Origin of the sequence: Methanospirillum sp., from assembly GCF_028679455.1 — an archaeon.
In the GTDB taxonomy this organism is placed as follows: domain Archaea; phylum Halobacteriota; class Methanomicrobia; order Methanomicrobiales; family Methanospirillaceae; genus Methanospirillum.
This window is the reverse complement of record NZ_JAJRBM010000103.1, coordinates 1-25393: the sequence shown is the minus strand read 5'-3', so window position 1 is coordinate 25393 and position 25393 is coordinate 1. Positions and strand designations below refer to the sequence as shown.

Sequence of the window (25393 nt, the reverse complement as noted above, 5' to 3'; positions counted from 1 at the left end):
GATGTACTTTTACATCGCACTTTGATTGTTTTCTGAAAAGAATCTTTATCGGATGGTTTTTTTATTTGTTCATGATAGTAAGATTAAATAGGATATCCATCAACTTTATGTGAGGAATCCTGATATGAAGCGTATGAGTATGGTGATGGTTTCGGGTGTAATAATCGCCTTAATAGTAAGTATTGTTGGCATTTCCGTTGCTGATGATGTATTATACCCGAAGAGTATGCAGCCTTCCGAGAAGTTCAACTCCAGTGACGTGAAGAGTATGCAGCCTTCAACGAAGTTCAACTCTAGTGACGTGAAGAGTATGCAGCCTTCCGAGAAGTTCAACTCCAGTGACGTGAAGAGTATGCAGCCTTCCGAGAAGTTCAACTCCAGTGACGTGAAGAGTATGCAGCCTTCAACGAAGTTCAACTCCAGTGACGTGAAGAGTATGCAGCCTTCCGAGAAGTTCAACTCCAGTGACGTGAAGAGTATGCAGCCTTCCGAGAAGTTCAACTCCAGTGACGTGAAGAGTATGCAGCCTTCCGAGAAGTTCAACTCCAGTGACGTGAAGAGCATGCAGCCTTCCGAGAAGTTCAACTCCAGCGACGTGAAGAGCATGCAGCCTTCAACGAAGTTCAACTCAAGTGATGTGAAGAGTATGCAGCCCTCGGTCCCATTATTTAAACTGTCATAATCTTTAGATTAATATTTACCTATTTTTTTAAGAGCAACTAATTAAACCTCCGCGATAAAATCCCATTGCGTCACTCTGGTGGGGTGGGGTTATGTGGGACTATCGAATTTTGATTCTATTTGTCTATTTGCTTGTAATATCAGTCTGCATCTGTCAGGCTATGTGACTCCCAAATGCTACGTATGAGAATCAGATGATCTCTATCACTACAGTTATTGATGTGGTGGGGATGGTTGATGATCATACTATAATGAGTTGGGATCTTTCGAATCAATATCTTGGTCCTGGAATAGTAAAATCGGATGAGGCAGTTGGTTCATTGGTTTATCGTGATTCAACCATGACTAATGGAGGTCATCTTATGATGAACAAACAATTTGGTTTTGATTCATCTGACCAGCGTGGGGGTTTGAATAATCTGGAGAGTACTAAACTCATCACCTACGAAAGTATTGATGGGAGTCATCTCTTTGCGGATGAGGAAATTTCATTGAGTAATGTAGGTAATTATTCAGCATCAGATAACCCGATATCCTGTGTATTTAGTGCTTCAGCTCAGGTTATCCCAGCATTCTGTAATACGGTAACGGCCCGAAGCACATTGGTTAATATAAATAGTGTACAGATCTCAACGAAGGCAGATGCCAGGATGGCTTCTGATAGTAGCAATACGCCAGCTGCTCTTTTATATCGCATTGATATCACTCCAAATCCTACTTCCGGGTTGGGTTATGCAGTTGGTTCAGTATTGACTGAGATTTCTGCATCGTCTATGGAGTCCAGATCGAATGGTGCTGATGAATGGAACCGGAGTTCATCACATAATTTTGTATCTGATAAATCATTTGTAACAGGGGGGATTATTCACTTTTTAAAGGCGTATGACTATGGTTCAGGGATCTATCCCGATCTATAATATTTATCATGGTATAATTCCGTCAATTGCAACAAATTGTTTGGATTATAGCTCGGTATCGGAGTTCACGGGGTTTTTCATCCTAGTAATCAGATAGTACTATGCAAGATGTCATCCGATTACTGTTGACTAAGCAAAGGAGGAATGATAGACAATATGATATGGAATAATCTGGAAACCAGGAATTGAGGTTCATTCATGTCCAGTCAATTTTCGTCTCAACTTTGTACTTGATCGCAGAGACTGATCTGCTTATCCTGATCCATACCCAACTACTAAAGAGATATGGGTCATGGACTAACTCCGGAACAGAATAAAATCATATCTGACATCAATCAATATTGTGAGGATGCCCACAGTATCAGTCAGCAACCTGGACGTAATGATCGGGATCGCCGTAATTTCTATGCGCTTTCGATGGTTCTTTTTGCTTTGGCAAATCGGTTGATTGATCTTGGGAGAGAAACGGTTTATTTTCGTGGGTATGCCGGCCCCGAAGAAGAGATCAAAAATAAAGTGATCTTCAAACGTCTTTCAGATTATGATATCATTGATCCTGCGACCCGTCAGGATCTGATCAGACTTGTTGATTTCAGAAACCAGTGCTCACACCATTTCCACGAAGTGACAAAAGAGGATCTGAAAGAGGTTTTGGATTCACTTCCACGCTATGAATCATATCTACTGCTGATGCGGGAAGAACTTGCCAAGACTACTCTGATAACCAGAAAACAGATGATTCTTATTGTGGGAATTGTTCTGTTTGTCTGTGTAATCGCAATACTCTTAATTTTTTCATGAGATTAGGGGCTATCCCCGTTTATCTCATCAGATAATTCTGCAATCGTCGCCTGTCGTTCAGCGAATGCATCGTGCTGGTGAATGCTCTCTTCATTATCCTGGGCAATGGTCACTACCGAATCACCGGGAAGATCGCCGAACTCGGTGTGAACTCTTCTTGCCATCTCTCGAACACAGTCTTCAACAAAGCGAGGATTTTTGTGGGCTGCAAGGACAACATGGCCTTCGTCCCCTCTTTTAAGTAGCTCAAAGATTGGGGTACTCATTGACTGCTTTAATATCCTGATGATCTTATCAAGTGGAACATGGCTCTCATCATCGGTCTCGATCGAAAGAAAACCCCTTCCCCGCTGGTTATGAGTTGCCATTGGCACTTCCTGGAAAAACTTTTCAATGATAGGAGCTTCAATATTGAGCCCTTCCATTACTTCACGTGCCCGTTCTTTCATAATATTTTGTGCACAGGGGCAGGCAGTCATTCCTGTAACCTCAGCACCGATGCTCTTGCGCACGATTGGATCTTTGAAGGTGCGTTTAGCTATTGCACTCGCAAATACTTTCACAACCTCCTGGCAGACCGTCCGGGTGACCGGTGTTTCACCGGCAACCATAAACTCACTTCGCATGAGAACCTCGGTGCGGTCAGCATACTCATGCTTATCGAGGAGTTTTCTGGCAACCATGCTGCATAATTCTTCGATTTCTTTGACTTCCCCTTCGATTGCCTGTTGAAGTACCTCATCGATCACCTCAAAATTTCGTGATAGATTCGCTCCCTTCAGGCTTCCTGGCAAGTCAACAAAGATGTCAAAATTTGATATAAAGATGACCGGACGTTTTCCGGGACGGGACACCTCTACCATTTTTTTAACGTTTTTTACGCCCACCCGGGTAAGGTTGATCCGTACATCGGGCGTGGTAGATTGAACATCGGGTAATTCCCTGACAAATGACCGCTCTGCAGTTTTCGTTATGATCATCGCTCCTTTCATATGGTAGGGATCGAGCTGATTCCTACAACTGGGTACTCGAGATACTAATAGGTTGCCTATCTGTCTGAATAGAAAAAAGAGTAATCTTTTACAATAGTCCTGAAATCGAGGGTCGGTCCTGGCAGTAGGTGACGCATTCATAGATATTTGGACCCGATAATTTTCTCATGGTTGTAATGAAGTTTAAGCGATTAATATGACAAATATCAGTTGGTTTGTCTCATCAACACTCAAAACAGAGTTTTTATTTCTGAAATTCATAGTCAGGTTTCATAATATAATGAGAGAATCCTGGTAGAGATCAGGCGGGATACTGAGTTTCCATTTATTTATTGTGGCGATGGTATTGGGGGCCTTATGTTTATCCCAAACCAGAGAGATATGATAGGTATCATGGTCGATTCATATGAGGCCCTGTTACATAAGGCATACGAGGAGGTGACTGAGCCTTCCGAGGATGGTGAGCGCTGGTCATATCCCGAGCCCCGAATTTCGATCGAGGGTAAAACGACCATCCTTGAGAATTTTACCGATCTAGTCAGTGCTCTTCGCCGTGACCAGGATCATCTCATGAAATTTTTTCTTGGAGAACTGGGAACTTCCGGTAAGATCGATGGGAACCGTGCTATTTTTAATGGTAAGTTCGAAGATTCGTTGTTCAGCCCGCTCATTAAGAGTTATGTTGATGACTATGTCATCTGTTCTGAGTGTGGAAAACCTGATACGAAATTGTTCAAGGATGATCGTGTTCTGGTTATTAAATGTGAAGCCTGCGGCAGTCATCGTCCGGTTAGAAAACGCAAGGCAAAGACTGAACCACTGACACGTACGCTTGAACCTGGAACCATCATTGAGGTTAACATTGAATCTACTTCACGGCGTGGAGATGGTGTTGCCAAGATTGGGAAATACATCGTGTATGTAAAAGGTGGAAGGCCGGGGCAGCGACTTAAGGTCAGGATTGCAAAAATATCAGGCTCGATCGTATTCACTGAACAGCCCTGAAAAAAGAATAAAAATTTTACTTTTTTATCGCAGCGATGTTGTTGAGCAGTTCGTCGCAGGAGGCAGCGATGCGGTTGCATGCAGCTAGAATCGGAGCAACAGGATCCTTTTTCTCATGCGTGGTGACGGTAAGAACCGGATCAGAAAACTGGAATTCAATGACATAGTTAGCGACATCAACAGTCGGATCCTTTTGAATTTCACTGATCAGGGCGTTCATGAACGTATGTCCCTGGCCAATCAGGGTTATTTTAACCTTATCTTCACTCAGTTCAAGAACGGTTATATTCATTCCAGATTAGTGTGTCTTCAAAACTCATAAACTTAGCAACTATCAGAGAACGAACCGCTCCCCGTCATATCCCTGGTGTGGGAGGTGGAAGGGAAGGTAATGGCTCATATGAACAACACGGAACTCTTTTACTTTCAGATCGTCAGCCATAATGATTGCTTCTTCATAATTCAGATGCTTGGCTACTTTTTTAAATGAGGAGGGAAACAGCCCGTCTATAAGGAGAAGATCAAGTCCGGTTAAAAACTGGCGGGTTTTTTCCGGTAGGTGCTCATTGGTGTCTGAGGTATACCCAACCCTGACTTTTCCATCCGAGAAGATGACTCCACAGGTGTAGACATCAGGATGAGTAACCTCCACCAGAGTGAATTCGATTCCAAAAAGAGTGAATGGGGTATATGCAGGCACTTCATATTTCTGATGAATCAGAAATCCGTAAATCTCACTACAGTAAGCCATAACCGGAGGTGCCGCGTAGACTGGTGGGATCTTCTGCACACGGTAAAATTCCCCGAATCCCATGAAATGGTCATAATGTCCATGTGTCCAGATGACCGCATCGATCTTTGGTGATCCGGTGTGTAAGAGTTGTCTTCTCAAATCCGGTGAAGTGTCTATCAGGATTGTCCGGCCTTCATGCGTGATGAGGATCGAGGTTCGGAGCCGCTCTACCCCATGTTCTTTTGCATAGGTGCATTGTGTACAATCACATCCTACATGGGGAGTTCCAACCGCATCACCTGTACCGAGCAGGGTTATTTCCATCCGGACCTCGTTATAGGCAGGTTTTTGTTCTGCTTGCATCCCGGGTTTTGATAAGCTTCTCGCCGGTAGCCAGATCTGAGTCCGTGAGTTCCGTCCTCCCGTCAATCAGCGCTGTAAGTATTGCTTCCCGAATGACCATCTTAAGATCTGCTCCTGAATATCCATCTGTATCACGGGCAATCTCACTCACATTGCAGCCGGATGAGAAGCCCTGCAGTAACCGTCCGAGGATAAGTTCACGGGTTGCCAGATCTGGCAGATCAAAGGGAATTACCTCATCGAACCGTCTCCATGCTGCCTCATCAAGCAGTTGGGGGTGATTGGTTGCTCCAATCAGGAGCACCTTATTTCTGATGAGGCTGATCCGATCGATGTTTTTCAGGAGTGCATTTACTGCTCGTTTCATCGCTCCATGATCATCACCAATTCTGCTCTTTGCAAGAAAATCAAACTCATCAATGAAGAGGATACAGGGAGAAAGCGCGCGAGCAACCTCAAATATCCGGTCAATATTTTTTGACGTTTCACCAAGGTACTGGGAAGTAACCATCGGGAGTCTGACCTCCAGTATTGGCATATGAAAAACCCGGGAGAGTGCAAATGCGAGTGACGTCTTTCCGGTTCCCGGTGGGCCGATAAAAAGGAGTTTTCCGATATCAAAAACCCGGTGCGTTCTCAGGAACTCCAGATTTTCTAGTGCAATCTTCAGTTTGAGAATTCGTTGGACCTGATCTCCGGTACAGATAATATCATCCAGGGTCTGTTCGACCTCTTCCGGGGCATTGATGATGATGAGATCAAGTCCTGCCCTGATCTTGTCATCCTCAGCCAGCATCCTTGATATTCGTCTGTCCAGTGATACTCTGCTGTCTTCAAATCTGGGATTGAGATCGCGGGCAGCATCATGTGAGATACCTTCCAGAAGATGGTTTGTTTCTGCATACCATGCAAGAACCGGGTTCTTTTTTATCCGTTTATCAGCACTGTGTTTGATAAACCAACTGAATCCTGCTGGTAATGTGCTAATTCTGAGCCGATGACCAAATTCTTCATACACGGTGAGCGGATGTTTTTCAAGCCGCAGATGTGCATCTGGAATCCCAAGTATTCGTTGTAATGCACTTTCAGATACCACCACTGGTCCGCGTTCCCCTTCCATACTCTGAACCCCAAAAACTTCGCGGGCTATGGGGGTCAGATCATTGATATCCAGATTCTGATTCTGGTTAAATATCTCGGCCGCCAGAAGCAGTTCGATCAGATCCAGGATCTCCTCGTCACGGGCCATGTCAATAACTCATATCGTTGGTGTTGATCACAGATGAACGTGTTATTTATGCGGTAGTTACGATACATCCGTCACTGGTAACGATCATCGTATGTTCTGACTGGGAAACATACGATCCAGGGATGTCAGCCAGCACCGGATATGCGTGCAATACTCCTTCCCTTACCAGCCTGGTAAGGGCAAAGTCAGGTTTAGCAGTTTTCAGGTGCCTTCGGGCAAATGGAAGGCCTTGTAATGGCTCAATCTCGCTCAATATCTTCCGTGAGGCTGGCATCCGGACCGGTCTCCAAAGTCGCTGTGAATAGATCTCAACTCGTTTGAGATCGCTGACATACCCGGTTCCGGTGGTAGCAAATGGCTCGATTGCGATAGCCATCCCTTCTTCTAGCACAGCACCTCCGACACCACCGATATTGGGGACATTTGGTCCCATATGGAGTTGGAACTGATCGAGTCCATGACCGGTGAGATTTGCGATCGGTCTAAACCCGCGTGAACCGATCTCGTATGCAACGGCAGTACCGAGCTCCCCGATGGAAATGCCTGGTCGTACCAATGCAATGGCAGCGTCACGCGCAGCATGAGAGGCCTCCACGAGTTGCTTCTGGTCACCCAGATCGATCGTCATTGCGGTGTCAGCGATGTACCCGTCCAAGTGAGCACCAAGGTCAAGTTTTACCATATCACCTGCATTGAATGTCCGTTCGTCTCCCGGTGATGGGGTATCATGAGCAGCAGATTCATTCAGTGAGATATTTACCGGAAATGCGACTCCAAGTCCGGCATCGATAATCATCTGTTCTACCTGATCTGCAGTTTCAGCAAGCGAGGCATCAGGTCTTATCAGGTCTGATCCCTTTCGCAGTATTGTGGATGCTGCCTTTCCAGCCTGTATATAACGTTCAAAAATCTCTTCGTTCAAAGAATCATCTCCACAGGGAAATTTGTGAGCCGGTTAAATCCCTTGATAGTAACAACACCCATGTTTTCAATTCTGACTCCCCCTACTCCACGGTAATAAAGACCAGGTTCTATCGTAATTACATGACATTCTTTCAATTCTTCTCCCGAAGGTGAGAGGCTTGGTTGTTCATGTACTTCAAGACCAATTCCATGTCCAAGACTGTGAGTAAATCCCTCGGTGTCTGTCTTGAATCCCTGGTCATCAAAATAGTCACGGACTCCCTGATAGCAGTCTGCCCCGCTTACCCCTGCAAAAACCAGGCTTTCACCGAGTTCCTGTGCGTTGTGGACTGCTTCGTATAATTCACAAACCGATCTCGATGGTTCCCCTTTTGAGATAGTTCTGGTCATATCTGCATGATACCCACTCTTATTACTTCGGGGAAAAACATCGATCACGATTGGTTGGTACGGTTGTAGTGGGCCCGTTCCGGTGCAGTGAGGCATAGTTGTCTCTTCGCCACAGGAGACAATGGTGTCATGAGCGCTACAATCGTGAGCAAGAAGTGTCGAGTGAATAGCGTATTTAACCCGCTCTGATGTCAGGGGCCCTTCTTCGTCCCAGAGTTCGCCGTTCTGGATGGTTGATCGTTTTATGAGTCTTACTGCTTCTTCCATAGCAGCCTCGACCGCCCGCTGAACTGTGGATATTTCATTGATCTCATCGTGGGATTTCTGTGATCTGATCCGAGAAACTGTGCTTTGGTTATCCAAAAAAACAGGCGCATGCTTCTCCAGTGCCCGGGCCAGTGCAAGGGGGAAACGAGGGGGAACGATGAGCGGACCCTGTGCACACCGGTGTATCAATGCAGCAGTAATTTGGTACGGATCTTTTTCAGAGGTTATGATCTCCTGGTAGCCTGCCTGTTGCCTGGTGATACTTTGCGCGATAGATTCGCGTTCTGCACGGTCTGCCTCCATTATTGGCAGGATCATGATGGGCTTCTCCCCGGGTTTTTTGATCACCGGTACGGGATCATGGGTGACGAAATGAGTGAGGTAACGCATATCTGGGTCGTCTGATGAGGCAAACAGGCAGTATGCGCTGGCATCGGACCGGGTAATAAGATCATCGAGATAGTCCATCCTCTACACATTGCTGATAAGACCACAAGTACTTTTATGATAGCATTGATGTATGAATAATGAATGAGTCTGCCAAAGAGCAGTTTAAGTGGAAATTCTGGCATATTGCAGTAATTCTAAACGGAGTTATCCTCTTTTTTGCTGTGGGGATTATCGCACTCTTTCTCTTTCCCCAACCATGGAGAGTGCCTGGCTCTGTAGTGTGCCTTCTTATCGCACTCCTTCTTGCAGTTGTATTCAGGAACCAATATCTGAAGACAAAGGAATGGCTTGATAATAATGCCTGAAATGAGGTGATAATGCTTAAAAAAATTAAAGGGGACATTGAACTGATTGGGAGACACCTTGAGGTCCTGTCCACCGTCGCGCAGCACCAGCCGATTGGTATCATAAAGTTATCAGAGATTCTGGAACTCCCTCAGCACCGGATCAGATACTCACTCCGTGTCATGGAAGGCCTCGGGTATATCCGCGCCTCCCCGACCGGTGCAGTTACAACCACTAAAACTGATGAGTTATTCTCACATCTGGATACAGATATTGGCGAAATCATAACGTTACTGAAAGGGATGCAATCGCTAAAGGAGAAGGAGTGAGTAAAAGAGAATCAAAATATTTATAATCATCAAAGTGTTACATTATAGAGCACCTCAGAGCCGCCATAACTCAGTTGGTAGAGTGACTGGCTGTTAACCAGTATGTCACAGGTTCGAGTCCTGTTGGCGGCGTTATTCTTTTTGGGCCTGTAGCTTAGTGGTTAGAGCGCCCGGCTCATAACCGGGCGGTCATGCGTTCGAATCGCATCAGGCCCATAAATCGGATTATTTTTATTTTGTTATGCCGATGGTATCCTAACCTGAATGCATTGTCCAGTCTGTGGTAACGATCATATTTCTGATGCCCAGGACCTACTCAGCAGAAAGCATGAGATTTTTACCCCGTGTCCTGACTGTAATCACCGCATTCAAAATAAAGCAGGGCCTCCTGATGATTCTTCGCCCCCACCTTGTCATTGTGGCAGGGTTTTCATCGATGATGTCTATGTAAGGCTCTATCGTTTGCTGGTTGACGAGGGGATCTTCTTCGGTGATGAACCCCTGTCTGCTATCGGGACGCCGCTCATCGATCCTGGAATTTATCTACGCTTCCCTCCGTTTCTTCCCCCTCGCACTCTCCTGCTTATATCATCAGTTTTTGATGAGGATGCCGCGCATCGTGCATATCATGAGATTGATCAGGTCTCTGGTATCCTCAATCAGAGTCTTATTCCTCCGGGCATTGGTGATCGGCAGGATAATGCTCCTCCGGTTTGTTCTGAACAGCAGGTGCTTTGTGGTTGTGATGTCAGGGCTGATCTTTTTCCAACCAGCAAAGGTCCGGTAGTGGTGTATAAAAAACAAGGTGCAGCCCATATTGAGTTTCCTCATGGATTTGATCCAAAAATTCGTTCAGTAGAGGCTGCGATTAAAAAAGTCCATCCATCTCTCTTTGTGGATGCATGTTCCGGGGTGGGAACATTAGGTATTGCAGGGGGGATTCTTGGTGTTCACCATATCATGCTCAATGATCCCTGGTATGCCGCAGCATTCTTCTCTGCTTTTAATATGCAGGTTAATAAAAAGGCCCTTAGTCTCGATGAATGCACTTTCTCAACTGACTTCTCCCATCTTGCTCGGGAAAAGGTACGTGAAGAGCCACTACTGGTTGCTGAGGGGTATGGAGCAGAAAACAGGATTGAAGTCTTTCAGGGAAGGATGGAACTGCTTTATTCCCAGATTCACGATCCCTCTGTTCTGACTGTCTTTGATCCGTTTGATAAAAAGCAGTTCAGACAGAATCAGTCATTTTTTTCGAACTGGGAACACTCCGTTGGAGGGGAAGTTTTTATTCCCTGACTCTCCGCATAATTATGGGGACTAGCCCGGGTGGATCGACGTCACCTGTTACCTGAAATCGCCGGTACGCAGGGGGCGAAGTTCGAGGAAGGCTTACACGTATTGCCTGAAATCTCCATGCTTTCAACGAAGAAACCCTGTCCTGTGAGGTCGATGGCCAGGAATCTGACCTTCGGAGGAAGGAATGACCTGTTGTCGCGGAGATTGGTCCAGGCCCGGAAGGGAGCAGACTTACCGTGAACGTTCGGCGCCCATGGGGTTGCGGGGCGGAGGAGAAGGCTTGAGACAAAGGCAACAACGGTCTGTCGACCGAGAACGTGTCCCTTTTTTAGATACTGATTCTCATGGCAAAAGTCACGATCATTGGAGCTACCGGGCGTGTTGGTCAGTATGCAGCCCTTTCGATATCTCGTATTCCATATGTACGAGAGATTCAGTTGTATGGCCGCGATGGCTCTCAGTCATTTCTTGATGGAATATCACGGGATCTTATTGATTCATTTGCTGCAACCGGAACTGCGAGTCAGGTCAAGTGGAGTTGTGATCTTGCGGATCTGCAGGGATCCGATGTTGTTATCATCACTGCAGGAGTTTCACGCAGACCTGATCAGGATCGTCTAGACCTCGCGCATGAGAATGCAAAGATCGTAGCAGATCTCTCGAAAAAGGTTCAGCATTATGCTCCTGATGCAATGATAATGATGGTAACCAATCCGGTTGATATCATGACATCAGTGGCACTCCAGTATTCGGGGAAAAAACCACATCAGGTCTTTGGTCTCGGCACTCACCTCGACTCAATGCGACTAAAATCATTGATTGCCTCATTCTTTCAGGTACATGTCAGTGAAGTACATACGCGCATCATAGGTGAGCATGGGGAGAGTATGGTTCCCCTGTGGTCGGCAACCACTATCGGTGGTATTCAGATCTCGAACCTCCCATCGTTTGGGGATCTGCCTATTGATGATATCATGGAAAAAGTCCGTTTATCAGGTCAGCAGATTATCGCAAGTAAAGGTGCAACCGTCTGGGGCCCTGGGGATGCAATCGCAACGATAGTCAAGACATTGCTTGGAAATGAGAACCGGATTCTAACGGTATCTGCATATGTGAAAAGTGAAGTGCATAACATCGGTGATGTCTGTATCGGTGTGCCTGCCCGAATAAACCGGAATGGGGTATTTCCTGTATCAATCAGGTTGGATCCGCTTGAAGTTCATGCATTTCAGGGTTCAGTTGAACGTATACGTAAACTGACCTCCGAGGTTCTCAAAAACCTGGAGCAATCTGAAGGTTCCTCTCATTCAGAACCTTAAAAAATAGATTGTTATCTGTTTTAGTTTAAACGAGCGTTGACCCGATGATCTCGGCACGTTCAATTCCAGAAATACTATTCAGTGCAGCTTCAGCTGCATCGGTCTGTCCTTCTGCATCAGGGACAACGACAACAATCTTGAGTGCAACAAGTCCGAACCCGATTGGTTCTTCCTGAATGTCCTGAACACGTGGAAGTTTTGCCCGGATCTCTTTCTTGATCTCTTCACGGTTTACTTCAGGTGATTCTGGCATTGCTTTGATGATCAAAGCTACATCGCCCATATCTTACGGCCCCCGGAACCCACATGTCGGGCAGACGTACTCGACACTCTGTTCCCGGCAGCGGTAGCAGCGGCTGATACGGACACCACAGGCGGGGCAACCGAATTCAGTTGATCCCTGCTCTGCCATTGGGCCGTTGCATGAGGTACATTTCTCTTGACTCATATTCGGATGTCTCCAAAGGTGCTTATCTTATTCTTTCTTGATCCTCTTAAACCATGATGCCAAATGAGGTTCCGAGAACCGCCTCCCCACGTAATGCCCGATCAATTCGATCGGGTATTGTTCCATTAATGATTCTTCCGATCAGGGAATGATTTAAAATATAGGGAATAAACAGTGGATCCAGGTCAGGAGTCTCCACCGGTCTGGTAATCTGATCGAGGGGGATATCAATTGCGCGTATTTGATCAATTGATTTCAGGATCAGGAGTTCTGCTCCAATCTGATCAGCAAGCCACGCACTGATTGTGTCAGAAGTGACATCCCAGGTGTGAGGAAGGGGATCAACCTCTTGCAGGTACCGGTATGGGAGTAGCACTCTGGGTTTATTGATTAGTTCTGGATATACAGTGGTTTCAATCCCGAATCCTGATAAAAACCACCCGTACTGCTCCATCCCTGCAATTGCCATCCAATGGGCAATCGTTCCCTCGGTTTCCGTTTTCCGTACCGCATCAGCAAAAATGCCTCCTCCCGGCAGGATAAGGGCAGGTCTGTTACTCTCAAGAATAACTCTGATGATAATTTTGGCGTGTGGTAAGAGACTTCCCCCGATCTTGATCACCAGATATCGTTTCATGCTTGAACTATATTTCAACAGATTCATGTATGAATGCCATTATAATCAGGAGTATGCGCCTCTGCCCTCTGATTTTGATCCTACTTCTTTGCGTGCCAATATGTTCAGCGTTCCAGATCACCGAGGTGTATCCTGATACCTATCTGGATGGCGATGCTGATGAATATCTGGTTATTAGTGGGCAAGGGGCTCTAGATACTCTTGAGATTACTGACGGTGAGGGCCGTATCACATTTCCAGCAGGTTCGGTTTCATCAGACTCAATAACGATAGCCCGCGATGCAGAGGCATTTCATAAAGTCACCGGGCGATATCCCAGCTATGAACTTCTTGATACGAGTCCCGGTGTTCCGACCCCGGTAATCGATGGCCGATTTCAGTTGGCAAATAAAAAGGATGAACTTACCCTGATCGATCATGGTTTGGTAATCCAGAACCTGACATGGCCAGGGACTTTCAAACCCCGGAAGGGACAGGTACATATCCTTGGTTCGGATGGGATCTGGGATAGTCGTGTCTTCATATCAGGTGCGAGCAGGTTTGAGTCTGCAACCTTTACCCAGGTATCAGGAACTGCATTTGTATCTCCGGATTGCGGGAGATCAGTTCTTGAGCAGGCAATCACCGCTGCGAGCCGTGAGATTCTGGTAAATGTTTATGAGTTCACCGACCCCGGTCTTGCAGATCTACTCTGCCAGGCGACGCTACGAGGGGTGAAGGTAACTGTTCTTCTGGAAGGAGGTCCGGTTGGTGGAATAAGTCCTGAAGAGCAGGCAGTTATTGCAAAACTACACAATTCAGGTATATCGGTTTATGCTATGACCGGTGCAGGAGAAGATCATGCCCCATACCGGTATGATCATGCTAAGTACCTCGTAATTGACGGTGAAAAACTCCTGCTCTCTACTGAAAATTTTAAGCCACATTCATTTCCTCCAACAGGTCTTGCAGGCAATCGCGGGTTAGGGATTCTTATGTCCTCACCTGAACTGAGTTCATACTTCTCAAAGATCTTTTATTCAGATCTTACTGGCCCCGGAGTATCCGGTATTATCGGGTGTCAGTCAGAGATCGCTCCATACTCGGCAGAATCATATTCTCCGGTTTATGCCCCAATTCAGTTTACTGCTTCATCTGTTACTCCAGTCATCTCTCCTGATACCAGTGACCTCATTCTATCGCTTATAAATGGAACCAGTAACCGTCTCCTGATTGAAGAAGCGTATATCAAACACTGGTCACATGGAAAACGTAACCCCTATCTTGATGCTGCTATCGCTGCTGCCAGGAGGGGGGTACATGTCAGGATCCTTCTTGATTCGTATTATTACAATATTGAAGATGAGGAGGATAATGACGAGATCACCGCTGAAATCACTGCTCTAGCTAATAAAGAAGATCTTCCGATTGAAGCACGGTTATTGGATCTTTCAGGATCCGGGTTGCTCAAACTTCATGCAAAAGGTGTTATTGCTGATGATAGTGTTTTTATTTCTAGCATCAACTGGAATGAAAACTCCCCCAGTTTTAATCGGGAAGCTGGTCTCATCATTCAGGATAAAACAGTGGCAGGCTATTTCTCATCAGTTTTTGAGCAGGACTGGCAGGGGTTCAGGAAAAGTCACCCGCAATCTGACACAGGGCCTGATGTTGCAAAGTTAGGTCTGGTCTGCATGATACTCATCATGCTGGGAACAGTGTACTGGTGGAGACACCGCAGGTAAAAATTAGAGATATTCACTCAAAAAGACGAATATCAGGTAATACAACGCAACGATCAGCATCAGAACTCCGGCTCCCCGGTTTATTATGCCATGATACCTGGCCAGAAATGACACTACTCTTCGGTTCGCATCAATTGAGAACGCAGACAGAACCAGGAGTGGTGTAGCCATTCCGATCCCAAAGATTACAAAATTGATAAAGTTTGCAAGAAAATCAGCAGTCGTCGTAGATAGTGCAAAAAGCATAATGATCGAAGCAGGGTTGCAGGGGAGAGCAACCAGACCAAAAAAAGCACCAAAGAGACAAGCGGTTATCCAGGGTGTTTTTGCTTCTGGTGTCTGAATCGTTGGAAATATCCTGCCGATGTCAACACCAAGGATCATTCCGACACTCATGATTGCCAGTAGCAGGTAAACTACCGGCCCCAGATATCCGATAACGAGACTGGTTGAGACCTGCAGGATTGATACAAATACTACCCCGAATGCAAGCATTGCACCGATGACCCCGGCTGTTACTGCTCCTCCTAGTAATAGGGTTGAGATCCTCTTTTCATGTGCAGTCCTCCCTGCCAGGAATGCAAGATATCCCGGGTAGAGTGGCAATACACACATCGCTCCGAGCGGGGTATACAAACCTGCAAGATATGATAAAATCCAGGTCTCCGGAGTAAAATCCATGATTATGAACAGACCTGGGAAAGGGCGCTTTTTAATATCTGTGCTCTGAACAGTCCTGATCCCATGTGGTTCACCGTACGATTACACACAATAACGGTTTGAGGAAGTTCAAGTGCAAATCCTGTTCCAAATGTTCCCACCAGACCTCGGGTTAATTCCTTTGGAGAGGTTGCAAAATACCCGGCATATTTCTCTTTTGTCACATGACGCTTAACCATGTCCTGGTTCTCATTCGGATCGATATCAATTCCAACAATAGTGAATGCATCAGGGGAGGCAGCGAGCATCCCCTCACTCTCATGAAGTTGGAGTGAGCAGGCAGGACACCACACAGCAAAGGTGTGAAGAAGCACTGGTTTCCCTTGTTTCGCGAGTTCATCTATTGTAAATTGCTCTCCGGTGACAGCATCAGTCATTGATATTTTTGTCCAGCCAAGGCTGGAGTCACTTGGTGTTACCGCGGTGACATCAGGATTTGTAACCTCCCGGCTGATTTCTTTAGGCTGCTCTGATGTGGCAATTCCTGAAATCAGAATAGCAAAAAGGCAGAGCCCGGTGATCAGAACTCTCTGATATCGGATTATAACCATGTACAAGCATCTGTAATGATAGAGTATAAACTTCCCCGGTTCATGCATCAATAAACCGGCAACCCTATGTTATTCCGGGTTACAAATTCACGATAATGATTGAAAGGCAGGAACGCACCGCATTGCTGATACTACTGATGGTTCTTGTTATATGCGGAGTTTTTGCCGTGATTAGCGAAGGATTCGGGAAAGGTCCGTTCGCCCAGAACTATACTATCAACTCACCAGAAGGTTCACTGGTATCGTATCAAGGGATTATACAAAAGGTCACCGTGACATCCACTGGTGGAAATACTATTCTGGATATGGGAGCCGTGCAACTTTTCATCCCTGCTTCAGTTGGAGCAATAGATGTGGTCGCAGGTGATACTATCCAGGTCTATGGCACTATACAGATCTGGAAAGGAAAGCGGGAGATTCTGGTAAAAAATTCAAAGGACATTAGATCCTGGTCGGATCTCAAGAGAGAAATCAGCGTTTCTAACGGTGTGGGTTAGCATTCCAAGGCTGATCCGATCAACCTTCAGTGCTGCATACCAGGTAATGTTATCTGGGGTGATTCCTCCCGATAGTTCTATCATAACCTGATCACGCAGGCCATGGGTTTTCAGGAGAGTAAGGGTGGATGAGATCTGTTCCGGTGACATATTGTCAAGGAGTATCATGTCTGCACCTGCTTGTGCTGCCTCGGCAGCCTCCTCAGATGATTCTGCTTCCACCTCAATCAGATGATAGATTCCTGCAGTTTTTGCACGTTTGATTGCTTCTCCCAGAGGTATGAGCACACGATGAGTATCTTTGATTAAAATGGCGTCTGAAAGAGAGAACCGGTGAGGATCTGCCCCTCCGATCATTGCTGCTTTTTTGTCGAGCAGTCTCAAACCAGGTGCCGTCTTGCGGGTCGCTGCAATCCTACAGCATGGGTTTATTGAACTCACCAGTTCCTGTATCTTTCTGGTTTGTGATGCGATACCGCTCATTCGTCCCATCAGGTTCAGCGCAGTTCGTTCAACCAGAAGAATTGCATGGGCATCACCCGTAAGTGAAAGGACTACGGTTCCTGACGCAATGGAATTCCCATCCTCATATCCTGATGAGGTCTCTACTCCATAATGTCTGAATAATCTGGATATTTCTGAAAGCCCGGCAAGAATTGCGTCTTCTTTGGCGATAATATCAGCCAGGCATGACTGCTTATCAAGAATAAATTCGGAGGTGATGTCTCCAAATGGTGCATCCTCTTCAATAAAACGGAGAAGAGTATGTATCGGTACTTCAGGGTATCTCATGATGCTTTCAGCATACGTTCCAAAGCTCGTCGGGCAGATCTCGTAGACTCCTCATCAAGGATGATCTCACCCTGGAGATTCTGAAGTGATCTGATAATGTCACTGGCGGTTGTTTTGTGCATATCCCGGCAGATTGCATTTTTGTTTGAGTAGAATTTTTTATTTGGGAAGAGTGCCTGAAGTCGCTTCGCCATCCCTTCCTCGGTAAAGATATGCCAGACCGGTTCATCGGTTTCGGTAATAATCTGTATCATCTTCCCTGTTGATGCAACGATATCAGCGTTGTGTCTGATGTGTTCAGGGCATTCCGGATGAGCCAGGATCATTCCCCCCATCTCCCGTGCAGTTCTGATGTCATCACTGGTGAACTGCTGATGAACATAACAGTGACCATTTGCCGGTATGGCGATGATCTCCTTATCGGGTACTTGTTCGCGGACATACCCCGCGAGATTAGTATCAGGGCCAAAGATGATGGTAGTATGCGGGAGCGATCTGATAATCCTAAGGGCATTTCCCGATGTGCAGACAATATCTGTGGCTGCCTTACATGCTGATGAACTATTGACATACACTACCACTGCAGCCTCCGGATATTTCTGTTGGTATTTCGCTATGATATCAGGAGTCAGATACTCGGCAAGCGGGCACCCGGCATCAGGAACCGGGATGAATACCCGTTTTTCAGGGTTCAGAATTTTGGCAGTTTCAGCCATGAAACTGACCCCGCAGACCACTAATATTTCAGCATCGGTGGTACGGGCTGCAAGCGCCAGTTCGAGACTGTCGCCGATGATATCAGCGACTGCATGGACCTCTGGGATCTGGTAGTTATGAGCCAGAATTTTGGCGTGGAGTTCGATCTTTAAGTGATGAATGATCTGGATATCATCATCTGAAATCATGCACCGATCACCAGAGGATTGTCGATGTTTTTGAGCAGGGAGAGAACGGAAAGAGCAGCCAGGTAACTTGTTGCCGGATTGTCCGGTGAGGGGAGATTCGTGATTTTGGTATATGCTTCTCCGAACTCTCCGCTTACAAATATCTCATGAATGTTTTTATCCACAGCAGGGTCTGCCCATAATTCAACTTGGACTTCATGAGCAGTTGCCAGAGCGATAGCTACTGATACGTTAATGTTTTTTGGGAACTGTTTGACGCACTCATTTGCCTTTCCTTTAAAGGCAAGTGTCCGGGTGTTTACACTCATCCCAAGACTTTCAGGACTCTTGGTAGTTCTCAGAAGAATTGTATTGATCTGACTGATCTGCCCTACCTTGAGGTTGTCAAGACCCATGATAGCACCACTTGGAATATGGATCTTACGTTTTCGTTCCTGTGCGACTGAAATGAGATGAGTTCTGAATGCGTTGTCAGCAAGAGCGCCCACACTCAGGATGACCATATCCTTCCCACGTTCTATTGCCGTGAGTGCATATGCCCGTACTGCTGCGATAGAGGCTGCTTCAACGCAAATATCAAAATCTTCAGCAATGAATTGATCAAAATCAGAATAGGGTTTTGCTCCGCTCAATGATGCAAGGCTCTCTGCATGTTCAGGCAGCTGGTCAAACACCGCAATAACCTCAAAGCCATCCTGATGAGTTGTGATGATCCTGCCAACATTCCCACAACCGAGGAGCCCAATTCGGACCATTTCCTACATATTGGCCAAATGGAATTAAACATTTTTGCTAACAGTGGGTTTTTCCACCGTCGTTCCTATCAGGTTATCAGCTGAATAGGTGAGGTAATGGGTGAAAAATCCGGAGATCTCTCTTTTCCATTATGGGTTCATCCTCTTGCCGGACAGAGGGTTTGCATCCTGACGTATGGATGCACATACAATGAAGGTGATTCAGATCGTCTCCGCACTATTCTCATACGTTCCGGCTCTGTTCTGACCGAAAATCCTGATGAAGCAGATATAGTGATTCTTAACACCTGCATTGTGATAGAAAAAACAGAGCGGAAGATGGTTCGTCTGTTGCGTGAATTGGGAGGGCGTGAGATCTGGGTTACGGGTTGTCTTCCTGCTGCACGCCCAGAACTTCTCCGTGAATTTCCTGCAGTCAGGATCCTTTCACCAGATAGTATTCACGCAGTTCCTCTTGATCATGGTAAGATAGAGTATGGCCCGGTTGCGGTTATTCAGATTGGCACCGGATGTCTGGGTCATTGTACCTACTGCATCACCCGTCTTGCAAGGGGAAAGATCCAGAGTATCCCACAAAATGAGATACTCTCACAGATCCATGCAGCAGTTCAAGGGGGAGCGGTGGAGATACGTCTTACCGGTCAGGATCTGAGCGCATATGGGTGTGATCAGGGCAAACCTGCGCTTGCATCACTTCTTCGTAAGATAGGGGAGATGCCCGGAACATTTTATGTCCGGCTAGGAATGATGAATCCTGCAACCCTGAATCCTATTATCGATGAGGTTGCAGATGCCCTGGATAATGATCATTTCTTCTCCTTTGTTCATCTCCCTGTACAATCAGGGTCAGATTCTGTGTTGCAACGGATGGGTAGAGAATACCGGGTATCTGATTATCTCAGGATGGTAGAAGCCCTTCGGAATCGAATACCGGGTGTCTCAATTGCTACTGATGTTATCCCGGGCTTTGTCGGAGAGAGTGAATCTGACTTTAACGATACCTGTACCCTTATCGAACAGCTCAAACCTGATGCGATTCATGTAACCCGGTATTCATACCGGCCAGGTTCTACCATTTCACGTTTCGGAGAACTTCCTGACCGGATACGGAAAGATCGGTCCCGTGCCCTTATCAGGATTGGGTACTCAGGCATTAAAAATCAGAAACAGGCGCTGATAGGACATTCTGAAGAGGTGATCATCACTGAACAGATCAGGCCATGCACGGTAATGGGACGGAACAAATCTTATCTTGGGGTGGTGATCCCGGAAGATCTCTCTGTAGGTAAGCGGTACCTGGTTGAATATATTGATGAACGTACTCATTATCTCCTGGGCAGAGTCATCTCTCCCTGTCATGAGTCATAACCATTTCAGTGGTTTTTTCTCTCATCCGGGAGAGGGGTACCTATAATCTGGTGAATACATGGAAGATGTGATACTTAACGGATATTCCCGCCTGATGGAGCTCATACGTACAACTGAATCAGGGATTGATCAGTACACTGAAGCAATGCGTGCACAGGATGCTGATATCGTAGGCAAGATGGGCATCATAACTGCACCGGTGATTCAGAAAGTAGGAATCACCATACTCGAAAAGGGGAAAAAAGATAATCAGGGAGAGATTTATGACGCGAGACATTACCCCTCACGGGTATTTGTTCTTGGAAAAAGTGCTGAACCTGTCCCCTACCGTCCTGATAATATGTCACGGCAGGTTATTGATCAGTTTTGTCTGCTTAGTGAAGATGGCAAGTTCTATGAGGTCATGTATAGCGCAGATGAACTGTTGGTCGATTCTTATATGGGGGAACTAACTCCGAGGCAATTGATCGATCTCTATGGATACGAGGCCGTTTTTATGTTATATCAGGGGATGAAACAGTATCTGGAAGGACAAGAAAAACTCCTTTCCGCTCTTGAGATTACTCTTGATTTACTGAAAAAAACTGCGTAATTGAAATCTACATTATTTTTCTTTCCAGCCAAAAAGGGGAAAAATAGGTTTGAGCGGATCACTTTCATCCGCATATCCTGATAGTCGGAATATTTTTTCAGTACGAGTTCCGTCCTGTTTTTCCCAGGATACTGCAGCTTTGGCTTCCCGGACCATTGTTGATAACTGGTGACGATGAGCTGAGTCAGTGTCCAGATCCCCAATATCGTACCTGATATCCTCTGGAATAATGCGGACTTGTACCGATTTTGCCGGAGCAGTGCCAATGTTTTCTACAATAACCGTGTCTGCACCTTCGGATAATTGGGCGATAATTTCAGGGTGCATATGCCTGGCAGCATCATTTGAAATTGCCATGCCAAGGATGATGGTAAGAACGATGATCAATACCATTCCTGCTGCTATCGGTTCGATGAACAGCCACGCGAGTGCAGTGAGAAGAATGCCGAGAGAAGAAACAATGATAATATTCTGATTCACATACTCCGTTTGGTTGCAGAGTTATTAAAAATAAAGAATGGGCCCGGTGCGATTCGAACGCACGACCTCCCGGTTATCAGCCGGGTGCACCACCTGTCTATGCTACGGGCCCAGAGGCTCTAATTAGGTGGATGCTATATTGTATTAAATCTTCCGTATTGGTCTGATTGTGCTTCAACAAATTACCGTGGTTCATATCAGGATGAGAAATCAAATCTTGGATCTACATATTCGGAACTGAACAAATATGGTTGTAAAATATCGATTCGGGAATGAGGCAATTGCTCACGGTTGCCTCGAAGCAGCGGTTGATACTGCATTTGGATACCCTGGCACCCCTTCATCTGAGATTCTTGATACCCTCAGGGCTTTGCCTGATCGTCAGTTCTATGTGGAATGGTCAGTGAATGAAAAGGTAGCGTTTGAACAGGCTTTGGCTTCTTCCTGGTGTGGATTGCGGTCTATGGTAACCATGAAGCATGTCGGGCTCAATGTTGCTTCGGATCCACTGATGACCTCCTCATATACCGGGGTAAATGGTGGATTCATTATCGTTTCTGCAGACGATCCGTTTGCACACTCCTCTCAGAATGAGCAGGATAGCCGCATTTATGCTGCTTTCGCACGAATTCCCTGCCTTGATCCCAGCTCAGTTCAGGAAGCACATGATATGGTCCGGGATGGGTTTGCTCTGTCTGAAGAATTCCATCTGCCTGTGTTATTTCGACCCACCACGCGCATCTGTCACTCGAAAAGTGATGTGAATCTTGGTGATGTTATTGTATCAGACCGGAAAGCCTCGTTTGAGAAAGATCCCCGACGGTATGTGACCACTCCCGCGCATACCCGGGTGCTCCATAAGCAACTCAACGAAAAACAGGCGGCACTCAAAAAGCGTCTGGTGGAACTGGGATACAACCGAAGTGAGGTCAGAGGGAAAACCGGAGTAATAACCAGCGGGGTTGCTGCGTCCTATGTCCGGGAGGTTCTTGCAGATTCAGTTTCTATCGCAAAGATAGGTGCATATCCGATCGATGAGAAGTGGCTGGCCAACTTTATCCAGGGTCATGATCGGATCCTTGTTGTCGAAGAACTCGCTCCGGTGATCGAAGAAGTAGCCAGACAGGTCGCAGGAGGAATACCGGTATTCGGAAAGAAATCAGGTCATGTTCCGTATGAAGGGGAATTATCTCCTGAACGGGTAGCCCAGTATGTACTGGCTGCAGGTCTTCTGGTGAAACATGAATATCCTGCAGTTCAGCAACCTGCCGGCCTACCGGTCAGACCACCGATTCTCTGTGCAGGGTGTATGCACCGGGCTGCTATGTATGCAATCAAAAAAGTCTTCCGCGATGGGATATTTCCCAGTGATATCGGGTGTTATACTCTTGGAATTCAGCTTGGTGTTGTTGATACCACGATCTGCATGGGTGCCTCGATAACCCTGGCATCAGGTATGGCTAAGGCTGGAGAAACACATGATATTGTCTGTACCATTGGAGATTCCACATTCCTCCACACCGGGATTCAGGGACTGATAAACGCGGTTTATAATGATGCAAATATTACGGTGGTAATCCTTGATAACCGGATAACAGCGATGACCGGGCATCAGCCAAATCCAACAACCGGCATCACGGCAATGGGGGTTGAACGCCCGGCAGTATCGCTTGAGATGATCTGCCGTTCATGCGGTGCCTCCTTTGTTGAAACGGTCAGTCCTTCAGATCTGGTTCAGTTTACCGGGGTTCTTAAACAGGCAAAAGCCCGCTCCGGAGTGAAAGTGATCATCGCCAAACATCCCTGTGTCATCACCGAACGCCGGGCAAAGATCAATCGGGGGCAGTATATGGTTGATCGGGATCAATGCATCGGATGTAAGGCATGCGTCAAGTTTGGATGCCCTGCAATTGAACTTCACAGCGGTCTGGCGCAGATTACCGATCTCTGTTCTGGCTGTGGGGTTTGTATTCAGATCTGTCCTGTTTCAGCCATATCCAGAGAGGTGAAGGAATGAGTTTTGATGTCCTTATCGTAGGGATTGGGGGTCAGGGAACCGTTCTGACTTCAAACATTTTGGGAGAAGCATGTGTTATTGAAGGGATTCCTGTTCGTGGTGCAGAGGCCCATGGGATGGCTCAGCGCGGTGGTTCAGTTGAAAGTCAGATCCGAATTGGTCAGGAGTATGGCCCACTGATTGCTCCTGGTACTGCAGATATTATCATCTCCCTTGATCTGATGGAAGCAGCGCGTGCCTGTCATTATCTCAAAGAAGGAGGGCGAATTTTCACCTGTCGGGAATATGTAACTCCTACAACGGTATTTATGCAGGATTTTCCTGCTCCTGATGAACAGATGCTCCTCTCCCTGATTGGTGATCGAAAGGTGACAGAAATTGATGCAAAGAAACTGGCTGAAGATGCAGGAAGTATTCTGACTCTGAATACTGTGATGCTTGGTGCAGCATCGGGATGTCTTCCTCTTAAAGAACAGTCTCTTCGTGATGCGATCAGCAGGACTGTACCAAAGAAGACTATCGAGATGAATCTGAAAGCGTTTGATCTCGGTAAAACTGCAGGATCAGTTCAGTGAATACCTTTTCCGGGACACCCTCCATCCCGGATCCTGATTGCTTCATGAGGATGAATGGCTGAATTTAACCTTCAACAATATCTCTCTATTATAAATCGCTGGGATGTTTCCTGGATTTTTTGCATTTGTTGTGCCTTGCTCGTGCTTGGAATTGGTCTGACTTTTCAGGCTCCCTGGATTGACTGGGATGCATCAGATTACATCAACGTTGCAGAAAATATTGTGGATGGAAAAGGAATTGTCAGTGGATGGGAATCGGCCACGATTCATAAGTTCTGGCCGTTAACTGTCTGGCCCCCGTTCTATCCAATCCTTATTGCTGCTTTTATGACTCTGGGTTTCACGTCGGTAAGTGCAGCAATGTGGATCCAAATTTTAGCGTTTGCTGGAATTGTAATTGTATCATTCTTTTTTGGAAAAGAGATCGACTCCCCACTCGTGGGGTATCTTTGCGCTATCAGTATCCTCTGTATGAGTGCGCTGTGGGAACTCTCCCGAATGGCACTCACCGAAATCCCGTATATTTTTCTCTCACTGGTCGGGTTGTATCTCCTGCTGCGGTATGTGAATACAAAAAATTACTGGGTATTGGTGTTGTCTGTACTGTTCTGTGGTGCAGGTGCTGTTACCCGGTATATGGGAATCACTCTGATTCTGACCGGCTTTCTGATTCTTGTGTTTCAATCACGAAAAAGAACATTATCTGATTTGATACCGGCGCTGGTATTTGGTGTAATTTCGTCGATTCCGGTCTGTCTAGTCTTTTTTCGCAATATCGAGGTCACCGGTCATTTCAGTGGTGCTGACCGTGGTGCTGGTTCTGGAATTTTCACCGGAGTAACTCATGATCTAATACAAGTCATGGTCTCTGATCTTAATCCATTCAAGTTATTATTTTTTGAAAGGATTTCTGATTGGGTGAGCATTGGTATCTTCTCATTTCTGATGGTTGTTGCAGTTTTTCTCACATATGGTGTTTATATTGGGGGCAAAACCCGGTTCAAATTGTTGGCCCTTCACTTTCTTTCAGAAAAATGCATCGTCATCTCCTATATCCTAATTTACATACTCACGCTCGCTTTACTTGAAATTGGTATGGGGGATATCGCTTCTGTTCATACACGATATCTTCTGCCGGTTTACCCGTTTTTGGTCATACTATGTCTCTCATTTATGCGTAGTGCATGTTCACAGGTTAAAACCGGCTCCTGGCGTGTGATAAGCATAAGCATCTGCACCATTCTTGTTGTCTGCTTCGTATGCAGTCAGGTTCTAGGTTCTTTACCTGTTATTTCTGAAAAAGGTGGCAGATATTACACGGATCCGGT

30 protein-coding genes, 3 tRNA genes and 1 other RNA gene are annotated in these 25393 nt (G+C 46.2%); 17 read left to right on the top strand and 17 right to left on the bottom strand.

All coding sequences use genetic code 11. From position 1 onward, the window contains the following. Positions 1–105: 105 nt before the first annotated feature. On the bottom strand, positions 106–606 hold the full coding sequence (locus tag LUQ50_RS03505; RefSeq protein WP_300036247.1) for a hypothetical protein: 501 nt from the start codon (positions 604–606) through the stop codon (positions 106–108). A 269-nt stretch (positions 607–875) separates the two neighbouring features. On the opposite strand from LUQ50_RS03505, the gene LUQ50_RS03500 reads away from it, so the two are divergent. Next, the gene (locus tag LUQ50_RS03500; RefSeq protein WP_300036245.1) at positions 876–1598 is read left to right on the top strand and encodes a hypothetical protein; all 723 of its coding nucleotides are present in this window, start codon (positions 876–878) and stop codon (positions 1596–1598) included. 285 nt (positions 1599–1883) lie between these two features. Then, positions 1884–2399, top strand: coding sequence for a HepT-like ribonuclease domain-containing protein (locus LUQ50_RS03495; protein WP_300036243.1), 516 nt, complete (start codon positions 1884–1886; stop codon positions 2397–2399). Positions 2400–2401: 2 nt separating this feature from the next. Here the strand turns inward: LUQ50_RS03495 and mptA are convergent, their stop codons facing one another. Next, positions 2402–3379: a GTP cyclohydrolase MptA gene (gene mptA, locus LUQ50_RS03490; RefSeq protein ID WP_300036241.1), complete on the bottom strand. Its 978-nt coding sequence runs from the start codon at positions 3377–3379 to the stop codon at positions 2402–2404. A 405-nt stretch (positions 3380–3784) separates the two neighbouring features. Between mptA and LUQ50_RS03485 the strand changes: the two genes are divergently transcribed. Then, complete coding sequence (locus LUQ50_RS03485; RefSeq protein WP_300036238.1) at positions 3785–4396, top strand: translation initiation factor IF-2 subunit beta; 612 nt, start codon at positions 3785–3787, stop codon at positions 4394–4396. 16 nt (positions 4397–4412) lie between these two features. Here LUQ50_RS03485 and LUQ50_RS03480 read toward each other — a convergent pair whose 3' ends face one another. Genes LUQ50_RS03480 through LUQ50_RS03460 form a run of 5 tightly spaced genes read right to left on the bottom strand, consistent with a single transcriptional unit; the run spans position 4413 to position 8790 of the window. Further along, complete coding sequence (locus tag LUQ50_RS03480) at positions 4413–4688, bottom strand: DNA-directed RNA polymerase subunit L (RefSeq protein ID WP_300036235.1); 276 nt, start codon at positions 4686–4688, stop codon at positions 4413–4415. Positions 4689–4730: 42 nt separating this feature from the next. Beyond that, the gene (locus LUQ50_RS03475; RefSeq protein WP_367278949.1) at positions 4731–5492 is read right to left on the bottom strand and encodes an MBL fold metallo-hydrolase; all 762 of its coding nucleotides are present in this window, start codon (positions 5490–5492) and stop codon (positions 4731–4733) included. Continuing rightward, on the bottom strand, positions 5464–6741 hold the full coding sequence (locus LUQ50_RS03470) for an ATP-binding protein (RefSeq protein ID WP_300036232.1): 1278 nt from the start codon (positions 6739–6741) through the stop codon (positions 5464–5466). The genes LUQ50_RS03475 and LUQ50_RS03470 overlap by 29 nt, the downstream gene beginning before the upstream one ends. Before the next feature lie 46 nt (positions 6742–6787). After that, complete coding sequence (gene map, locus LUQ50_RS03465; protein WP_300036229.1) at positions 6788–7663, bottom strand: type II methionyl aminopeptidase; 876 nt, start codon at positions 7661–7663, stop codon at positions 6788–6790. Further along, positions 7660–8790: a Xaa-Pro peptidase family protein gene (locus tag LUQ50_RS03460; RefSeq protein WP_300036226.1), complete on the bottom strand. Its 1131-nt coding sequence runs from the start codon at positions 8788–8790 to the stop codon at positions 7660–7662. The genes map and LUQ50_RS03460 overlap by 4 nt, the downstream gene beginning before the upstream one ends. A 59-nt stretch (positions 8791–8849) precedes the next feature. Here LUQ50_RS03460 and LUQ50_RS03455 point away from each other — a divergent pair, with 59 nt between their 5' ends. The 7 genes from LUQ50_RS03455 to LUQ50_RS03425 all read left to right on the top strand — a co-directional run bounded on the left by LUQ50_RS03455 (position 8850) and on the right by LUQ50_RS03425 (position 12004). Continuing rightward, the gene (locus LUQ50_RS03455; RefSeq protein ID WP_300036223.1) at positions 8850–9077 is read left to right on the top strand and encodes a hypothetical protein; all 228 of its coding nucleotides are present in this window, start codon (positions 8850–8852) and stop codon (positions 9075–9077) included. 12 nt (positions 9078–9089) lie between these two features. Next, a complete protein-coding gene (locus LUQ50_RS03450; protein WP_300036220.1) occupies positions 9090–9386 on the top strand; it encodes a hypothetical protein in 297 nt (98 codons plus the stop codon). Positions 9387–9445: 59 nt separating this feature from the next. Further along, positions 9446–9518: transfer RNA gene (locus tag LUQ50_RS03445), tRNA-Asn, on the top strand. A gap of 11 nt (positions 9519–9529) precedes the next feature. Continuing rightward, a tRNA-Ile gene (locus tag LUQ50_RS03440) sits at positions 9530–9602 on the top strand. A 48-nt stretch (positions 9603–9650) separates the two neighbouring features. Beyond that, entirely contained in the window at positions 9651–10685 is a 1035-nt protein-coding gene (locus LUQ50_RS03435) for a hypothetical protein (RefSeq protein ID WP_300036217.1), read from the top strand. Between the two features lie 14 nt (positions 10686–10699). Next, positions 10700–11012: signal recognition particle sRNA (gene ffs, locus LUQ50_RS03430), an RNA gene on the top strand. Between the two features lie 17 nt (positions 11013–11029). Next, positions 11030–12004 (top strand): malate dehydrogenase, encoded by a 975-nt coding sequence (locus LUQ50_RS03425; protein ID WP_300036214.1) that lies wholly within the window; start codon positions 11030–11032, stop codon positions 12002–12004. A gap of 25 nt (positions 12005–12029) precedes the next feature. Here the strand turns inward: LUQ50_RS03425 and LUQ50_RS03420 are convergent, their stop codons facing one another. From LUQ50_RS03420 to LUQ50_RS03410, 3 genes are read right to left on the bottom strand one after another with little or no spacing between them, the layout of a single operon-like run. Further along, positions 12030–12287 (bottom strand): elongation factor 1-beta, encoded by a 258-nt coding sequence (locus tag LUQ50_RS03420; protein ID WP_300036211.1) that lies wholly within the window; start codon positions 12285–12287, stop codon positions 12030–12032. Positions 12288–12290: 3 nt separating this feature from the next. Next, positions 12291–12452, bottom strand: coding sequence for a zinc finger domain-containing protein (locus LUQ50_RS03415; protein ID WP_300036208.1), 162 nt, complete (start codon positions 12450–12452; stop codon positions 12291–12293). A gap of 46 nt (positions 12453–12498) precedes the next feature. Further along, positions 12499–13089, bottom strand: a complete 591-nt coding sequence (locus tag LUQ50_RS03410) for a uridylate kinase (protein ID WP_300036206.1) — start codon at positions 13087–13089, stop codon at positions 12499–12501. 125 nt (positions 13090–13214) lie between these two features. Here LUQ50_RS03410 and LUQ50_RS03405 point away from each other — a divergent pair, with 125 nt between their 5' ends. Then, positions 13215–14813 carry a phospholipase D-like domain-containing protein gene (locus tag LUQ50_RS03405; protein ID WP_300036203.1) on the top strand — a complete coding sequence of 533 codons (1599 nt, stop codon included), beginning with the start codon at positions 13215–13217 and terminating at the stop codon, positions 14811–14813. A gap of 3 nt (positions 14814–14816) precedes the next feature. Here the strand turns inward: LUQ50_RS03405 and LUQ50_RS03400 are convergent, their stop codons facing one another. Beyond that, positions 14817–15494 (bottom strand): cytochrome c biogenesis CcdA family protein, encoded by a 678-nt coding sequence (locus tag LUQ50_RS03400; protein WP_300036200.1) that lies wholly within the window; start codon positions 15492–15494, stop codon positions 14817–14819. Positions 15495–15496: 2 nt separating this feature from the next. After that, positions 15497–16084, bottom strand: a complete 588-nt coding sequence (locus tag LUQ50_RS03395; RefSeq protein WP_300036197.1) for a redoxin domain-containing protein — start codon at positions 16082–16084, stop codon at positions 15497–15499. A 137-nt stretch (positions 16085–16221) separates the two neighbouring features. On the opposite strand from LUQ50_RS03395, the gene LUQ50_RS03390 reads away from it, so the two are divergent. After that, a complete protein-coding gene (locus tag LUQ50_RS03390; RefSeq protein ID WP_300036194.1) occupies positions 16222–16581 on the top strand; it encodes a hypothetical protein in 360 nt (119 codons plus the stop codon). Here the strand turns inward: LUQ50_RS03390 and nadC are convergent. The 3 genes from nadC to nadX are packed head-to-tail and all read right to left on the bottom strand — an operon-like array spanning position 16516 to position 19033. Beyond that, complete coding sequence (gene nadC / locus LUQ50_RS03385; protein WP_300036192.1) at positions 16516–17373, bottom strand: carboxylating nicotinate-nucleotide diphosphorylase; 858 nt, start codon at positions 17371–17373, stop codon at positions 16516–16518. The two genes, LUQ50_RS03390 and nadC, sit on opposite strands and share 66 nt — an antisense overlap. Beyond that, positions 17370–18278 carry a quinolinate synthase NadA gene (gene nadA, locus LUQ50_RS03380; RefSeq protein ID WP_300036189.1) on the bottom strand — a complete coding sequence of 303 codons (909 nt, stop codon included), beginning with the start codon at positions 18276–18278 and terminating at the stop codon, positions 17370–17372. Before nadA ends, nadC begins: the two co-directional genes overlap by 4 nt. Next, on the bottom strand, positions 18275–19033 hold the full coding sequence (gene nadX, locus LUQ50_RS03375) for an aspartate dehydrogenase (RefSeq protein WP_300036186.1): 759 nt from the start codon (positions 19031–19033) through the stop codon (positions 18275–18277). The genes nadA and nadX overlap by 4 nt, the downstream gene beginning before the upstream one ends. A 96-nt stretch (positions 19034–19129) precedes the next feature. Here nadX and LUQ50_RS03370 point away from each other — a divergent pair, with 96 nt between their 5' ends. Together LUQ50_RS03370 and LUQ50_RS03365 are read left to right on the top strand one after the other, a co-directional pair. Beyond that, a complete protein-coding gene (locus LUQ50_RS03370) occupies positions 19130–20401 on the top strand; it encodes a MiaB/RimO family radical SAM methylthiotransferase (RefSeq protein WP_300036183.1) in 1272 nt (423 codons plus the stop codon). 58 nt (positions 20402–20459) lie between these two features. Then, complete coding sequence (locus LUQ50_RS03365; protein ID WP_300036180.1) at positions 20460–20993, top strand: hypothetical protein; 534 nt, start codon at positions 20460–20462, stop codon at positions 20991–20993. Between the two features lie 12 nt (positions 20994–21005). Here the strand turns inward: LUQ50_RS03365 and LUQ50_RS03360 are convergent, their stop codons facing one another. Both LUQ50_RS03360 and LUQ50_RS03355 read right to left on the bottom strand, forming a co-directional pair. Then, entirely contained in the window at positions 21006–21473 is a 468-nt protein-coding gene (locus tag LUQ50_RS03360) for a hypothetical protein (protein ID WP_300036177.1), read from the bottom strand. Between the two features lie 38 nt (positions 21474–21511). Further along, positions 21512–21585 (bottom strand) — tRNA-Ile (locus LUQ50_RS03355). 135 nt (positions 21586–21720) lie between these two features. On the opposite strand from LUQ50_RS03355, the gene iorA reads away from it, so the two are divergent. The 3 genes from iorA to LUQ50_RS03340 form a co-directional block, all read left to right on the top strand. Continuing rightward, positions 21721–23490, top strand: coding sequence for an indolepyruvate ferredoxin oxidoreductase subunit alpha (gene iorA / locus LUQ50_RS03350; RefSeq protein WP_300036174.1), 1770 nt, complete (start codon positions 21721–21723; stop codon positions 23488–23490). Then, complete coding sequence (locus LUQ50_RS03345) at positions 23487–24065, top strand: indolepyruvate oxidoreductase subunit beta (RefSeq protein ID WP_300036171.1); 579 nt, start codon at positions 23487–23489, stop codon at positions 24063–24065. The genes iorA and LUQ50_RS03345 overlap by 4 nt, the downstream gene beginning before the upstream one ends. Positions 24066–24119: 54 nt before the next feature. Continuing rightward, the coding region (locus tag LUQ50_RS03340) for a glycosyltransferase family 39 protein (RefSeq protein WP_300036169.1) at positions 24120–25393 on the top strand (1274 nt) is incomplete at its 3' end.